Raw genomic sequence first — 15,666 nt, forward strand, 5'->3', positions numbered from 1 at the left:
GGCCTCCCGGCCTCTGCAATTACAACGATAAAACCGTAAGGCAGTAGGGGAGCATCAATGAAACGTCTCAACGCATTCGCCGGTTGCTGTGTTCTCACCCTGTTCAGTTCGTCGCTGTTCGCCGCCGAGCCAGCCAGTTGCCAGCAGGCCCGCATCGGGGTAGTTGGCTGGACGGATGTCGTCGCCACCACCGCGGTGGCGGCCACCCTGCTCGATGGGCTCGGCTACAAGACCTCCCAGATCACCGCTTCGCAGCAGATCATCTTCGCCGGCATCGACAAGAAGCAGATCGACTTCTTCCTCGGCTATTGGAAGCCGGCGATGGATAGCAACATCAAGCCATTCCTCGACAAGGGCCAGGTCAAGGTGCTCGAGCGCCCCAGCCTGCCCGACGCCATCGCTACCCTGGCGGTGCCTGCCTATGCCGCGGAGCAGGGGCTGAAGACCTTCGCTGACATCGCCAAATTCAAGGACCAACTGGGCGGCAAGATCTACGGCATCGAGCCCGGCACCGGCGCCAATGCCAACATCAAGAAAATGATCGACAGCAACCAGTTCGGCCTCGGCGACTTCCAGTTGGTGGAGTCCAGCGAGGCGGCCATGCTGGCGGCAGTTGGCCGGGCGGTGAAGCGCAATGAGCCGGTGGTATTCGTCGGCTGGAAACCCCATCCGATGAACCTCCAGATGAAGCTTACCTACCTGACCGGCAGCCAGGATGTCTTCGGCCCCAACGAGGGCTCCGCGTCGGTCTCAACCGTCACCGCGCCGGATTTCGCCGAGCGCTGCCCGAACGTCAATCGCCTGCTCAGCAACCTGACCTTCACCACTGAGCAGGAGAGCGCGCTGATGGAGCCGATCATGGCCCACAAGGACGCCAAGGACGTTGCTCGTCAGTGGCTGAAAGACAACCCTGCAGAAATGCGTCGGTTGCTCGAAGGCGTGACCACCTTCGACGGCAAGAACGGCGCCGACAGCGTACTCACCGCCCTCAAGTGATACCCGAACCTGCTGCGCACGGTTCACCGTGCACGGCCCTCGCTCGTCTGTAAGAAGGAAACCGTAACCGTGAACTACGAAGTCATCGTCACCTGTGCCGTCACCGGCGCCGGCGATACCGTCGGCAAGCACCCGGCCATCCCGGTCACCCCGAAAGAGATCGCTGCTGCCGCCATCGAGGCCGCCAAGGCCGGCGCTACCGTTGCCCACTGCCATGTGCGTGACCCCAAAACCGGCAAACCGAGCCGTGACGTAGCGCTGTACCGCGAACTGGTGGAGCGCATTCGTGAGAGCGACACCGACGTCATCATCAATCTCACCGCCGGGATGGGCGGTGATCTGGAGATCGGCAAGGGCGAACAGCCCCTGGAGTTCGGCACAGGCACCGACCTGGTCGGCCCACTGGAGCGCCTGGCCCATGTCGAGGAGCTGCTGCCGGAAATCTGCACCCTGGACTGCGGCACCCTGAACTTCGGCGACGGCGACTTCATCTACGTTTCCACCCCGGCGCAGCTACGCGCCGGCGCCAAACGCATCACCGAGCTTGGAGTGAAGGCCGAGCTGGAAATCTTCGACACCGGCCACCTCTGGTTCGCCAAACAGATGCTGAAGGAAGGACTGCTCGACGATCCGCTGTTCCAGATCTGCCTGGGTATCCCTTGGGGCGCTCCGGCGGACACCACCACCATGAAAGCCATGGCCGACAACCTCCCGGCAGGCTGCACCTGGGCCGGTTTCGGCATTGGTCGCATGCAGATGCCAATGGTCGCCCAGGCCATGCTGCTTGGCGGCAACGTGCGGGTAGGGCTGGAGGACAACATCTGGCTGGATCGCGGCGTGCACGCCAGCAATGGCCAACTGGTGGAGCGGGCTGTCGAGATCATCCAGCGCCTCGGCGGCCGTGCCCTGACCCCTGCCGAAGGCCGCGAAAAGATGAACCTCAAGCGCCGCTGATTTTTCGTACACCACGTAGGAGCGAGCTTGCTCGCGAAGCTCTTGGGAGTGTCATTCGCGAGCAAGCTCGCTCCTACGGACTGCTCCACCCGCATACCCGATTCGTTTTGCCAGTTCCAGGAGCCACTATGACCTTCGTCACCCAGATCAAAACCTTCGCTGCCCTCGGCAGTGGCGTCATCGGCAGTGGCTGGATTGCCCGCGCCCTGGCCCACGGCCTCGACGTCATCGCCTGGGACCCGGCGCCCGGGGCTGAGGCAGCGCTGCGCGCGCGCATCGCCAATGCCTGGCCGGCCCTGCAGAAGCAGGGGCTGGCGCCCGGTGCCTCGCAGGATCGCCTGCGCTTCGTGGATACCATTGAGGAGTGTGTCCGGGATGCCGATTTCATCCAGGAGAGCGCGCCGGAACGCCTCGACCTGAAGCTCGATTTGCACGCGAAAATCAGCGCAGCCGCGCGCTCCAACGTGATCATCGGTTCCAGCACCTCGGGCCTGCTGCCCAGCGAGTTCTACGGCGATGCCGTGCACCCCGAGCGTTGCGTCGTCGGGCATCCCTTCAACCCGGTTTACCTGTTGCCGCTGGTGGAAGTGGTAGGCGGGAAGAAGACCGCTCCTGAGGCTGTGCAAGCGGCCATCAAGATTTACGAATCGCTGGGCATGCGCCCGCTGCATGTGCGCAAGGAGGTACCCGGCTTCATCGCCGACCGCCTGCTCGAAGCGCTCTGGCGCGAGGCCCTTCACCTGGTCAACGATGGGGTGGCGAGCACCGGTGAGATCGACGATGCGATTCGCTTTGGCGCCGGTCTGCGCTGGTCCTTCATGGGCACCTTCCTCACCTACACCCTGGCGGGCGGCAATGCCGGCATGCGTCACTTCATGGCCCAGTTCGGCCCGGCCCTGCAACTGCCCTGGACCTATCTGCCTGCGCCGGAACTCACCGAGACGCTGATCGACCGTGTCGTGGAGGGCACCTCCGAACAGCAGGGCTCGCGAAGCATCGCCGAGCTGGAGCGCTATCGCGACGACTGCCTGCTCGCCGTGCTCGGCGCGATCAAGGACACCAAGGCACAACACGGCTTTGCCTTTGCCGACTAACCTCCAAGCATCGATCCCACTCCGTTCCAGCCCCTCTCCCGCATACGGGAGAGGGTTGGGGAGAGGGCGCCTTACCCGGAGCGATTGCATGACCACCCCGCAACCCCTTACCACTTACCGCACCGCCATCCTCCCCGAATGGGTGGACTATAACGGGCACCTTCGCGATGCCTTCTACTTGCTGATCTTCAGCTACGCCACCGATGCCCTGATGGATCAGATCGGCCTGGACGCCCAAGGGCGCGAGATCACCGGCCATACCCTCTACACACTGGAGTGCCACCTCAATTACCTGGACGAGGTCAAGCTCGGCGCCGAGGTGGAGGTGCGTACCCAGTTGCTCGCCCATGACGGCAAGCGTCTGCATATCCACCACAGCTTGCATTACCCAGGCGTGAGCACGGAATTGGCCGCCAGCGAACAAATGCTGATGAATATCGACACCCGGCAAACGCGTTCTGCGTCCTTTGCGGAAGGCGTTGCTGAACGCATCCGCCAACTCGCCGACGCCCACGCTCAACTGCCGACACCGGCTCATGTCGGACGAGTGATCGCGCTACCCGTCCGTCATCATGGCTAGGGCCGCTCCACGGCTCGACGCTGTTCTGGAGAACCACATGCCTCGCGAGTACCCCCTGTCGCCTGCCATGGCCGCCTTCGTCGCTGCCAGTGACACCTTCACGCCGCAGGGGCCGACGCTGGCTGATCAGCGTGCGGCCTATCGCGCGCTGTGCCGAGCTTTCACTCCCGAGCGCCCGATTGGACTCGAAGTCACTGAGCTCGATCTGGGTGGCGTGCCCGCGCGTCTCTACCAATCCCTGCTGCCGGCGCCAACTGGCGGATGGCCCTGCCTGATGTTCATCCACGGTGGCGGCTGGATGCTGGGTGATCTCGATTCCCACGATTTCATCTGCGCTTACCTTGCCGATCACCTGCCTGTCGCAGTGGTGGCCATCGATTATCGATTGGCGCCTGAACATCCATTTCCCGCTGCGCTGGACGACTGCTTGCAGGCCTGGCGGGCGCTGAGTGAGGGGGCGGCGGGAATCAGGCTCGATCCTGACCGCCTGGCGGTGGCAGGAGATAGTGCTGGGGGCAACCTTGCCGCAGCGCTTTGCCTGACCTTGCGGGATGCGGGCCAGGCACTGCCCTGCGCTCAGGCATTGATTTATCCGGCCTTGAGCCCGGAGCCGCTGCCATCCCATCTGGAGTGCGCCGACGCCCCATTGCTGAGTCTGGCGGATCTCCAGGCCTGTCTAGAGTGCTACTTGCCGGACTCGCGTTCGCGCGAGTCTCCGCTTGCCTTGCCGCTGGCCGCCAGCCACTTTTCGGAGCTGCCACCAGCTTTCGTCACGGTCGCGGAGTTCGACCCCTTGCGCGACGATGGCGCCCGCTATGCAGGACGGCTTGCTCAGGATGGCGTACAGGTCGAATTCGACCCAGGTCTCGGGCTAGTCCATGGCTGCCTGCGGGGCCAGGGTCAGATTACGGAAGTGGACCGATTGTATTACCGGTTGCTCGACTGGCTGCGCAGGGCCATGCGGCTTCCAGAGGCTTGACGACGACGAGCGTGGGCATCAACTGATCAGCGCGTAGCGCCGGGCGAAGTCGATCAGGTCGACCAGGTTACGCGTCTTGAGTTTGTCCATGAGCCTGGACTTGTAAGTGCTCACAGTCTTGTGGCTGATGAACAGCTGCTCGGCGATCTGCTTGTTGTTCTTGCCATTGGCAAGGTTTTGCAGCACCGCCAACTCGCGGTCCGAGAGGGAGTCGAGCAGTTGAGTGTCACCTGTCTGTCCCGATTCCGGGGTGGTTGGGAGGTTAACGCTGCTCGGAAACAGACTGTAGCCCGATAGCACGGACTTGACCGCCGAAACGAGGCTGATGGCCTGTTCCTGCTTTGAAATATAGCCAGTCGCACCGGACTGCAGACAGCGGTTGGCATACAGCGCCGCCGGTAAAGAGGTGAGGACCAGTAACCTGGCGTCTGGGTTCTGGGCACTCAGGCGGCTGATCACCTCCAGACCGTCCAGTTTCGGAACCGCGATGTCGAGGATCACCAGGTCAGGTTTCAGGGAACGAGCCAGGCTCAGTCCTTCGACGCCATTCTCGGTCTCGCCGACGATCTCGAATCCTTCGCGCTCCAGCAACACGTGCGTGGCAAAACGGATCATCGGCTGATCGTCGATAAGCAGGATCTTACTCATCTCCTTGGTGCTCCTTCACTTTGTTTCACAAGTAGGCGCGTTGGCGGTAGCTCTCGCTTTCGGAATCAACTGCCTTGAATGTTTTGTGAGTCGGCTTTCGCCATTGAATCAGTGCAGAACTACGTCTGGTACAAATGAACTTCTAGAGTTTCAAACAAGTGCATCGCAGGCGCTCGGTCAGATATTTCCATGCCTATTCGTCAGAAGATTCTGGACACGTTGCCGGCTCGAATTGGAATTCTGAGGTGCATATGTACTGAAGGCCCGCTTCAGGGAGCGGCTACTTGGCGTGTAGGGCGGTCAGTATATTGTTTGGCAGCTATACACTTGCGTGTTTAGGAAAATTCCTACGGCAAATTGAGTTCTATCGTGTGAACTGGATCTACGCACAGTTGAGTTGCTCCAGTTAGCTGTTTTCACATCACCCGATGGCCACCTGCAATGCCTTTTCCGCAGCAGACGGGCGAGGCACGCTGGGTGGCACAGCAATCCGACATCAGGCGCAAAGCTCGTTTTGCCGAGCGAAATCGATGAGATCGACCAGACGCCGGGTATTCAGTTTCTCCATCAGTCGCGACTTGTAGGTGCTCACGGTCTTGTGGCTGATGAACAGCTGCTCGGCGATCTCTTTGTTGTTCTTGCCGTTGGCCAGTTTCCTCAGCACCGCCAACTCCCGGTCTGAGAGGTCATCCAGCCCTGTCCCTGGTTCCCGGCGCAATTGTTGCGCTCTGGAAGCATGAGCCTCGCCGGGAAACAAGCTGTAGCCTGAAATAACGGACTTGATCGCCACCCGCATGTTCTCGAGCCCCTCCTGTTTTGACAGGAAGCCATTCGCGCCGGCTTTCAGGCAGCGACTTGCGTAAAGGCTGGCCGGCAAGGATGTCAGAACCAGCAATTTGCACTCACCCAAGGACTGGCGAAGTCGGGCAAGCACTTCCAAGCCATCCAGCTTGGGCAGGGAAATATCCAGAACAACAAGCTCCGGCTCCAATGAGCGGGCGAGGCTAATGCCGCTTACGCCGTTGTCAGCCTCACCAACAACTTCGATGCCTTCTTGCTCCAGTAGCACGCTTACCGCCAGTCGACTCATGGGCTGATCATCGATCAACAAGACTTTGCACATATCCATTTCACTCCATTTGAGTAATCTCCAGAGGCGATCCAGACCTCGTATGGCCAGGCCCATGACTCGCCGATAGGTTGCGATGCTTACGCTAACGTAGGAATGCTGAACAACTCCTGAATGGATTGAAGGAATCTTCTGTAGGCGTTCGGTGCTTGTCCTGCCCGTAGCCAGCTTGACTTCGGCTCATGCTGTCAGGACGGCTCTTTGCACCCCGGCAGTAGGCAACTCGGCCACGCAGTTCGGAGTGCTCGCACTCCGCAGCCCGTGTTCGGGGTCATGAGAAAGAAGATCTGAAGCTGGGCTTGCACCCACGTCGATGGCGAGCGGGGCCTACAAGCCGACCTATGGATGAAGGCGCTTTATGGGTTGACGGAAAGGTGAATATGTTCGGTACGGGCAACGGGCCCGAGGTCCGAGCCCAGCCCACCGGATCAATTGGCTTCAGGACGACAGGCTAGGCGGTAGCGTTCGTAGTTGATCGTCTTGTCTTGTGGCGCAAGCGCATAGCTGGCCATGCATTGCTTGGACTCCCATTTAATGACCACTGTGGACTCGTCTTTTTCCACCAATGCCAGCGCTCGTCCGCTCGGGTCGGAGATCGCAAGTTGTTTGCCGTCGGAATCCTCAAGCGAGGCTCCGAACGGAATGGGCTTTCCTTGATCGTCGAGCAACTCGAACTGGACCCGGCGACCCTTCTTCCCGGCGTAACGGGCCAGCACCACTGCTCCTCGGCGTGGCACTACCTGCTGGGTAGCGTTTTCGATTTCGATGTCGCCACCGAGATTGCGCGTGTCCAGGGTAATCCAGTTGACACGGTAGGGCTGGGCGTTGGGCACCACCGCGTAGCCGTTGTAGCCGGTGCTTACACCGGTGTAGTTGCTGATGCCCACGCCCGAGATATCGGGCACTTCGACCAGGGTGAAGGTTTCCCCCACAGGCTGGCCCAGGTTGATACCGCCACCGTGGGCCACCAGGGAGCCGGACACGTTGAGGCTCTCCGAGGTGTAGTCGCGGCCCTTGCTGTAGCCCAGTGTGATATCCGCGATGGAAGTGCGGCTGTTCAGGCTGGCGGAGGCGGAATTGCCACTGTTGCTGCTGTTTCCGCCCTGAAGCGAATAAGACGTATCGCTGTCCTCGGACAGGTAGCCGTTCACGCCGACCTGGGTATTGTCGCTGTGCTTCTGGCTGGTGGTGGTCAGGTACGCCCTGGGCGCTCGCGGCCTCGACCCCAGCGGGAAGGACACGGAGAGGTTGACCTGTGTGTCGTCGTTCGACGAGCGCGTGCTGCCAATGTCCTTGGTCTGGGTCACGCTGAAGCTGTAGCTGACATCCCGCCAACCATTGGAATAGCCGGCGGAGAGGCTGCGCGACCCTCCCCGGTTCCAGTAGCGCTCGTCGCTGGCGTTGATGTAAAGGTTGCCGTACTTACGCTCACCAAGCGTCTGGTTGACTGTCAGGTCGGTTCGGATTTTCGAGCGGCTACCCTGGGACTGGACGCCTTCGCTGAGTTCCAGTACATGGTCCGAGAGCGTCCGATAACCCTCGGTGGAGTAGCGATAGGCGGCCAGGGTGAAGCTCGTATCTGTGCCGGTGAAGGTCTTGGCATACAGTGCACGCAAGCTGCTGCCCTGCGCGGAGAGGCCCTTCACCCGGCTCGACGAGTGGGTCATGTCAACCGAGAAGGCACCGATCGACGTGTTCCGTCCCGCCCCGAGCGATACTGCATTGAAATCCTGGGTTACCTGCGCGCCCGCGATGCCCGTCAGATTGCTGCTCACGCCGTAAGCCACTGTGCCGCTGACGAACTTCGGCGTTTCCAGGCCGTCACTGTTGCTGTTGAATTCGCCCGCCGAAACGCTGTACTTCACCTGGCCTTCACGCACCATCGTCGGCAGGCTTGAGAAGGCCTGCTTGCTCACGCGACGGCGGCCATCTGCTTCGATGATGGTCACCTCAAGGTCGCCGTTGGACCCAGTGGGGTAGATGTCGCTGATCTCGAATGGGCCCGGGGGAACCGTCGTCGAGTAGAGGATATAGTCGTTCTGGCGGATCTCCACGGTGGCATTGGTCTCCGCAACGCCACGGATTACCGGTGCATAGCCGCGCTCGCTATCAGCCTTCATGCCCTCGTCGGATGCCAGCTTGACCCCGCGGTAACGCACGCTGTCGAACAGGTCGGCGTCGGAGTAGATTTCGCCGGCGCTGAGCTGCCCCTGCAGTGATGTCACGTCATGCTGCAGGTAGGTGCGGTTGCTGGTGAACTTGCTCGGGCGGCCGGTACCGGTGCTGTAGTTGGATTCGTTGCGCAGGCGCCAGGCGCCCAGGTTGATACCATTGCGCAGGCCCAGGTTGTTGGAAACCTGCCGCCCAAAATCGTCCCGGTTCCGGTAGGTGTTGAACTGGTAGTTGATGAACGCGGCTGTAACGCCGCTGTCCCACAGTGCCGGATCGACGTAGCCACGCATACCCCGGGCCATGGCTACTTGCGGAATGCTGGCGAGCAGGCGCAAGCGGGTGGAGTCGTAGCGCAGCGTGGCCTGGTCGATCAGCGTGGGCAGGTCGTAGCAGGTCTCGGGTGCCTCTGGGCGCAACTTGCCCTGCTCAATGAGCTTGGCCATGTCGATGCCCAGCAAGTGAAGCAGGTCGTAGGTCAGGCAGGCCTCGACGATGCCGGTTTGCGGATTGCGCACGAAGTCGACGTCGCGACGGCCGACGATCACCTGGTTGCTGTAGAGGTCAACCCGATAGTTGCCAGGCAGGACGCTGTTCTCGCGCAGCAGCAGCTGCAGGTCCACCGACGACGGGGCACCCTTCAGGAAGGTGGTGTTGAATGACTCGACCTGTGCCTCATCGGCTGGCTGAAGCACCGGGGTTTCTGCGCCGAACACCATGGCGGGCAGCGCGAGGGTGATCGCCAGCGCGAGCCGGTTGGGACGGCCGGGGGGCAATGGCTGATGGTTTTCAGCCGATGTCCGCTCGCTCCGTCCAGTGGAGTGACTGGGTTTGTTGCTCATTTCTCAATGCCTGCGAGGAACCTGGATCACCCCCCCTGAAAGAAATGCGCTGCGCAGGGCATCGAGTGCCCGCCAGGGGTGAAATTGAGAGTCGGGTTGGGCTTGTTACGAAGCTCGGTTGGACCGCTTGGCTGTTGCGCCAACGGAGCTACCAGTCGTGAGCTTTACGGCGTAGGGGACCTGTGCCCCGTAGTCATTGATGCTGGAGAATGTGAGCTCCACACCGTTCGAGGAGGCGGGTTGCCTGACGGTGAACTCTTTCTCTTCGCCGGGGGCGACCATAGTGGAGTCGACTGCAACGTCCGCCTTACCAGCGCTGCCCAGCGTCACGTTCGCCATGGAAACGTGATAACGGCTGGGGTTCCTGACCTTGAGCACGGACTTGCCCCCCTGGGGTTCCAGCCTCCACTGCAGCTCTTCAGGGGCCAGGCGGGCTTCTCCGGCAAGATTGGCTGGTCGGAAGAACACCTTGATTCGCTGACGCACAGCCAGTTGCAAGGTGTTCTGCCCGTCGACGGCCTGGGGAATTTCCTGGACGTTCAGCCACACGACCGATTCGCGGTCGGTCGGCATGCCGTTGCCTTCATAGAGGAGGCGTAGCAGCTGTTGCTCGTTTGCCGGAATGCGGGCCAGGGGTGGCGTCACGGCAAACGGCGCAGGAGCGTCTGTCGTCTCTGCGCTGTCGATCCAGGACTGGATCAGGGCCGGTTGGCCGCCGTTGCGAACTGTGATGCTGGCTTCCTTGTCGGTGCTGTTGAAAACGATGCGCGTGGAGTTGAGGGAGACTCCTGCGGAAACTTGGGCCGCCAGCGCCAGGCTCAAGGCGCCCAGGCAGGCTGAAATTGTGCGACGGAGCATAGGCTTTACCACTTGGAGCAAGAGCGAGGTGGCGAGGCCCTTGGGCCTCGCCAATCTTGAGAACCGTGGGCCCTGCTTACTCGTACTGCAGGGTGAACGGCAGGGTTGCGTTACCGCTACCTGCGGTGGCGGTCTTCGGGTCGCCCGTGGTCACGTAGGCAGCGGCAAAGGTCAGGGTGGCGTCAGTACCGTTGAGCTCGCTCTGGATCTTGGCGGTGGCCGGTGCGCTCAGGTCAATGAGGGCGCCACTGCTATCCATGATGGCGATACCGACGTTCTTCGCGGACTCGGTGCCTGCGTTCAGGGCCAGGACTTTCTTGCCAGCGACCACGCCGGATCCGGCTTTGGCGTCAAACAGCATGGAGACCTTCGTGCCTTGGTTGCAGTTGACCTTGAGGTTGAAGTCATTGGCAGCCAGGCGGCCACCGCTCGGAGCGGTGTCGGTGCCCATGTCTTTGATGGACACGGCGCCCATGTCTACGGCAATCGCTTTTTCTTTACCGGCTGCGCCTTCAACCGAGCAGGCGTCATTGTTGATCACGCCGGTGAAGTTGATCTGGCCGCTACCTGCCTTGGTCGGGGTAACTGGGTCAGCAGCGAAGGCGGAACCGGTGGCTGCAAGCATGGACATGGTCAAAAACGCCAAGGAAAACTGTTTCATCTGTAACTCCAAAAGTGTTGGCGGAAAGTGCTGCATCGAAATGCCGGGTCAAGATAGCTTTCGATGGTTTTTGGGTATGTCGGATGAGGTTTTGAGGGCTTGTAAGAAATGGCCGACGCCTTAGTAGTCGATTTCTTGTTAGCTCATATTGTCTGCGGGGTAGTTGGGGTTTTCTGTTTTCTGCTTTCTGTTTTCTGGTCAGTGGTTGGTGTTCTGACTTGCTGGGAGTTTCGAGCTTGGAACCGTGCTGGGGCGGACGGTGCAACGAGTCGATGTTTGGAAAAGCTACCTTCTGGCGGGCACCAAGGAATATGCAATGAAGCAGACTACTGCCGGAGTTTGAGTGCTGTCGAATTATATGGGTGCACTGTTCGGAGTGCTTCCAGTCGTTTCTGTTATTCAGGGAAGAGTATTGGAGATGGCGGGAGAATTTTTTGTCTCTTGGTGTTCTGCTTTGGCTATTGTCCATTGTTCTGCAAAAGCGGGGTGGATGTTTGCTTTATATTGTCTGCATGACCGCATGCCATTCCTTGTTGGGTAAGGTGTCGAAAGTTTCCTTCAGCACTGCGAGAAATTTCCTGCATTGCTGTCAGATGTGCTCTTGAAAAACAAATTTGTGATCTTGTTAGCATCCTTCCCGCGTTGCTTCCGCCGTTGTGCAATGGGTGGATATGTCTACGCGTTCAGGAAAATTCTGCAATTAAAAGGAATAGATAAGGTCATGAAAATCAGAAAATTGTCCCTGGCAGTATTCGGCGCTCTGGCAGTGGGTAGTGTGGCCGTACATGCTGCTTCTGCGGGTAGCGGAAAGGTGAACTTCGAAGGTTCCATCATCGATGCCCCCTGCACCCTGGATGCGGAAAGCGCCAATCAAACCGTCCGCATAGATCAGGTCTCCAACAAGCAACTGGCCAATAATGGCATGTCCGAAGTCAAGGACTTCACCATCGAACTGCGCGAGTGCGATACCGCCACCCTCAAGAAGGTCAAAGTGACCTTCGGTGGCGACATCGACACCGCTGATCCTAGTCTGCTGGCCATCACCGGCTCCGCACGCGGCGCGGGTATCGCCATCACCAAGGGCAGTCAACAGGTCAAGCTGGGCGAGGCCCTGCCGGCTCACGCTCTGGTTGCGGGAGACAACACCCTGTTGTTCGGCGCCCGCCTGAAAGGCACCACTGCCAAGGATGTGGCAGTAACCCCAGGTGAGTTCAAGGCTGTCACCAACTTCAAACTGGCCTACGAGTAAGTCTCGAGCACGAACTAACTCACTCGTAGATGGACAGACCAGAAGCGCCTGAACGTTCAGTCAGGTGCTTCTGACACATAGTTTTTTGAACGTTGCTCTCGCTACAAACTGGCGACGGTGGATGTTCGCTGTTCATTTTACGATCAAGAAAGCGAATTCGAAGTATTCGCTGGCGGTGCTCTATTTGTTTCCGTCAAGAATGGTTGTTCGGGCAAAAAAATCGCTGCTGAACTTTTATCTGGTTACCCAAGGAGCTAGGGAAACCATCTTCCACTATTGGAACTATATGGCTGCAGGTAAGAAGATCCTACCGACCGTGGTGCTGGTTTGTTTCGCCTGTCATCCAGCCGTTTCATACCCTGTCGAATTCAACCTCGACGTGATGGACGTGGAAGAGCGCGACTCGATAGATCTGAGCCGCTTCCGTACTGCGAACTACATCATGCCGGGCGAATACCTGATGAGTATCCGGGTGAATGGCCGTGTTCTTTCTGAGCAGACCATCCACTTCTATCCATCGAATGGGGACGAGGCCATCTCTCGCGCCTGCGTGCCCATGGACCTGGCAGCCAAGTTTGGCTTGAAACCGGAAATCCTGCAGGGCCTGGGCCGCTGGCCCGACCGGGACTGCGCGGAACTCGGCAGCGTCGGCGGCATTACCTTGCGGCCGGACATGGAGGCGGCCTCGCTGGTCATCAACATTCCACAGGCCTGGATGGCATACCGGGACCCCAATTGGGCGCCGGTCGAAGAGTGGGACAACGGCATCCCCGGTGCTCTGCTCGACTACAACCTGAATGGCTCGACGCACAGAGACCGGGATTCCGGTCGATCCCACCAGATCAGTGGTAATGGCACTGCGGGCTTCAATATGGGGGCTTGGCGCCTGCGTGGCGACTTCCAGGGAAGCCGCCAGCGCAGCAAGCAGTACACGCAGCGGGAGTTCGCCTGGAGCCGAATTTACGCCTACCGCCCCTTGCCCAGGCAGGGGGCACGGCTGCTGTTGGGCGAAACGCAGTTGAACTCCAACCTGTTCGACTCGTTTCGTTATCTCGGCGCCAGCCTCGCCACCGACGACCAGATGCTGCCGCCCGATCTGCGTGGGTACGCGCCGGAAGTGACCGGCGTCGCCCAGAGCAATGCGAAGGTCACGGTTCGCCAGGGCGACCGCGTGCTGTACGAGACTACGGTGCCGCCGGGGCCTTTCCGCATCAGCGACATCAACAGCGCGGTGAGCGGCAAGCTGGATGTGGAGGTGAGCGAAGACGACGGGCATGTCCAGCGTTTCCAGATCGAGACCACCAACATGCCGTACATGAGCCGGCCCGGCCAACTCCGCTACAAGCTAGCCGTTGGGCGCCCGGCGAACCAGGATCGGGAAATGACCGGCCCAATGTTCGCCAGCGGCGAACTGTCCTGGGGGGTAGATAACAACTGGTCGACCTACGGCGGCAGCTTGCTGACCGACGGCTACACCGCACTGGCCGTCGGCGTTGGGCGTAACCTCCAGCGCTTCGGCGTGGTCTCGGCGGACATCACCAACGCCAGCGCCAAGGTCCGCAATGAACCCCGCCAGAAGGGCAATTCGCTGCGGATCAACTACGCCAAGCGCTTCGATGAGTACAACAGCGAAATCACCTTCGCCGGCTACCGCTTCTCGGAGCGCAGCTTCGTCACCATGGACGAATTCCTCGACGCCCGTGATGGCCGGCTGACGCGCAATAACAGTAAGGCCGTCTACACCGCCCTGGCCAACAAAGCGTTCATTGACTTCGGCTTCAGTGGCCACTTGTCCTATACCCGCGAGGACTACTGGGATCGCGCCTCCACCGAGCGTTTCAGCGCCTACTTCAGCCGCTATTTTGATGTGGGGCGCATAAAGGGACTGTCCGCGACCCTGTCGCTAAGCCATAGCCGCTCCGATCTCGAACAGGAAAGCAGTGTGTCGCTCTCGCTCAGTGTGCCCTTCGGCCGTGGCGAGCGGGTGGGCTACGACAATTTCATCAATCGCGACGGCGTTCGCCACGGCGCGACCTATTCCAGGTACGAGCAGGACTACAACTACCTGCTCAGTGCCAACACCGGACGCGGCAATGACGGCATGCAGGGCTACTTCAGCGCGCGCACCTCGATGGCGGATGTCGGCGTCAGTGGCAGCTATCAGGAAGGTGGCTCCCAGAATCTGGGGCTTTCGCTGCGCGGCGGGCTCACGGCGACTGCCCAAGGTGCGGCCTTGCACCAGTCCGCTTTCGACGGCGGCACACGCTTCATGGTCGATACCGACGGGGTTTCCGGCGTACCCCTGCAGGATGGCTTGGCGCGCACCAACCGACTGGGCATCGCAGTCATACCCTCGGCCAACGACTACTACCGGACAGATGTACGGATCGATGTGAACAAACTGGCCGACGACATGGAGGCCAGCAAATCAGTAACCGAAGCCACCCTGACCGAAGGCGCGATCGGATACCGCAGGCTGAGCGTCGTCCAGGGCAGCAAGGCCCTGGTCACCGTTCGCCTGCCCAGCGGCGCCTTCCCGCCATTTGGTGCCAGTGTCCTTGATGCCGCAGGACGGGAGGTGACCATCGTCGCCGATAGTGGCTTCGCCTACCTGACCGGCATCCAGCCGGATTCGGAGTTCGTTGTGAGATGGGGGCGCAACAAGCAATGCCGGTTGACCATGCCACGCATCCTTCCCCTCGACCAACGTTCCGAACTTCAGTGCCAACCCTTCATTGAATCGAGTCTCTTCAAATGAGCAAATCCCCCCTCATGTCCTTCACCTTGGCGACAGTCATCGCCTTGTCCTGTTCCTCGGCCCAGGCTGCCATCTCCCTGGACCGCACTCGCATCATCTTCGGTGGTGCGCACAAATCCGTAAGCCTTGGCATTCGCAACGACAACAAGGAGTTGCCTTACCTCGCCCAGGCCTGGATCGAAAATCCGCAGCAGCAGAAGGTCTCCGGCCCCATCGTGGTGCTGCCGCCGCTTCAGCGTGTCGAACCGGGCTCCGGCGGACAGGTGAAGCTGGTGAAAGCACCGGAAGCGGAGCAGCTGCCGCAGGATCGCGAGTCGCTGTTCTACTTCAACCTGCGGGAGGTCCCGCCACGCAGCGACGAACCGAACACCATGCAGATCGCCCTGCATACCAAGATCAAGTTGTTCTATCGACCTGAGTCCATCACCCCCGGTGCCGGAGACGTATGGCAGGAACGGTTGATTGTGACCCGGGCCAGCAATGGTTTTCGCATCGAGAACCCCACGCCTTACCACGTCACCATCAGCGACCTGCAGAACGTGGCCGACAAGCGTGACAGCACCACGTTCAACCCGGTGATGCTGGCGCCGTTCTCGGTCGAGGCCGTGCTGCCGGACGAACAGGTCGGGAAGGATCTGGTCCTCACTTACATCAGCGATTACGGCGGCTACCAGAAGCTGGACTACGCCTGCGGTGCGGCTACGTGCCAGCTCAAACCCAAACCATAGCGGGCGGTTGCTGGTTGCCCA

Annotated in this window: 13 protein-coding genes; 8 read left to right on the forward strand and 5 right to left on the reverse strand. The window is 60.4% G+C overall.

What is annotated here, in order from left to right:
- Positions 1 to 57: 57 nt before the first annotated feature.
- The 5 genes from choX to OXH74_RS10025 all read left to right on the forward strand — a co-directional run bounded on the left by choX (position 58) and on the right by OXH74_RS10025 (position 4,603).
- Positions 58 to 996, forward strand: a complete 939-nt coding sequence (gene choX, locus OXH74_RS10005) for a choline ABC transporter substrate-binding protein (protein WP_375741077.1) — start codon at positions 58 to 60, stop codon at positions 994 to 996.
- A 69-nt stretch (positions 997 to 1,065) separates the two neighbouring features.
- On the forward strand, positions 1,066 to 1,950 hold the full coding sequence (locus OXH74_RS10010) for a 3-keto-5-aminohexanoate cleavage protein (protein ID WP_215381014.1): 885 nt from the start codon (positions 1,066 to 1,068) through the stop codon (positions 1,948 to 1,950).
- 128 nt (positions 1,951 to 2,078) lie between these two features.
- Positions 2,079 to 3,044: an L-carnitine dehydrogenase gene (locus OXH74_RS10015; protein ID WP_375741078.1), complete on the forward strand. Its 966-nt coding sequence runs from the start codon at positions 2,079 to 2,081 to the stop codon at positions 3,042 to 3,044.
- An 88-nt stretch (positions 3,045 to 3,132) separates the two neighbouring features.
- Entirely contained in the window at positions 3,133 to 3,624 is a 492-nt protein-coding gene (locus tag OXH74_RS10020) for a thioesterase family protein (protein WP_375741079.1), read from the forward strand.
- 37 nt (positions 3,625 to 3,661) lie between these two features.
- Positions 3,662 to 4,603 carry an alpha/beta hydrolase gene (locus tag OXH74_RS10025; protein ID WP_375741080.1) on the forward strand — a complete coding sequence of 314 codons (942 nt, stop codon included), beginning with the start codon at positions 3,662 to 3,664 and terminating at the stop codon, positions 4,601 to 4,603.
- 18 nt (positions 4,604 to 4,621) lie between these two features.
- Here the strand turns inward: OXH74_RS10025 and OXH74_RS10030 are convergent, their stop codons facing one another.
- The 5 genes from OXH74_RS10030 to OXH74_RS10050 form a co-directional block, all read right to left on the reverse strand.
- A complete protein-coding gene (locus OXH74_RS10030) occupies positions 4,622 to 5,251 on the reverse strand; it encodes a response regulator (RefSeq protein ID WP_375741081.1) in 630 nt (209 codons plus the stop codon).
- 496 nt (positions 5,252 to 5,747) lie between these two features.
- On the reverse strand, positions 5,748 to 6,374 hold the full coding sequence (locus tag OXH74_RS10035) for a response regulator (RefSeq protein ID WP_375741592.1): 627 nt from the start codon (positions 6,372 to 6,374) through the stop codon (positions 5,748 to 5,750).
- Between the two features lie 434 nt (positions 6,375 to 6,808).
- On the reverse strand, positions 6,809 to 9,268 hold the full coding sequence (locus tag OXH74_RS10040; RefSeq protein ID WP_375741593.1) for a fimbria/pilus outer membrane usher protein: 2,460 nt from the start codon (positions 9,266 to 9,268) through the stop codon (positions 6,809 to 6,811).
- Between the two features lie 228 nt (positions 9,269 to 9,496).
- Positions 9,497 to 10,249, reverse strand: a complete 753-nt coding sequence (locus OXH74_RS10045; RefSeq protein WP_375741082.1) for a molecular chaperone — start codon at positions 10,247 to 10,249, stop codon at positions 9,497 to 9,499.
- Between the two features lie 76 nt (positions 10,250 to 10,325).
- Complete coding sequence (locus OXH74_RS10050; RefSeq protein ID WP_375741083.1) at positions 10,326 to 10,910, reverse strand: fimbrial protein; 585 nt, start codon at positions 10,908 to 10,910, stop codon at positions 10,326 to 10,328.
- Positions 10,911 to 11,631: 721 nt separating this feature from the next.
- Between OXH74_RS10050 and OXH74_RS10055 the strand changes: the two genes are divergently transcribed.
- From OXH74_RS10055 to OXH74_RS10065, 3 genes are all read left to right on the forward strand, one after another.
- Complete coding sequence (locus OXH74_RS10055; protein ID WP_375741084.1) at positions 11,632 to 12,159, forward strand: fimbrial protein; 528 nt, start codon at positions 11,632 to 11,634, stop codon at positions 12,157 to 12,159.
- A gap of 286 nt (positions 12,160 to 12,445) precedes the next feature.
- Positions 12,446 to 14,917: a fimbria/pilus outer membrane usher protein gene (locus OXH74_RS10060; RefSeq protein ID WP_375741085.1), complete on the forward strand. Its 2,472-nt coding sequence runs from the start codon at positions 12,446 to 12,448 to the stop codon at positions 14,915 to 14,917.
- Positions 14,914 to 15,645 (forward strand): molecular chaperone, encoded by a 732-nt coding sequence (locus OXH74_RS10065; protein WP_375741086.1) that lies wholly within the window; start codon positions 14,914 to 14,916, stop codon positions 15,643 to 15,645. The genes OXH74_RS10060 and OXH74_RS10065 overlap by 4 nt, the downstream gene beginning before the upstream one ends.
- Positions 15,646 to 15,666: the final 21 nt, after the last annotated feature.

Origin of the sequence: Metapseudomonas boanensis (genome assembly GCF_042232855.1) — a bacterium.
In the GTDB taxonomy this organism is placed as follows: domain Bacteria; phylum Pseudomonadota; class Gammaproteobacteria; order Pseudomonadales; family Pseudomonadaceae; genus Metapseudomonas; species Metapseudomonas boanensis.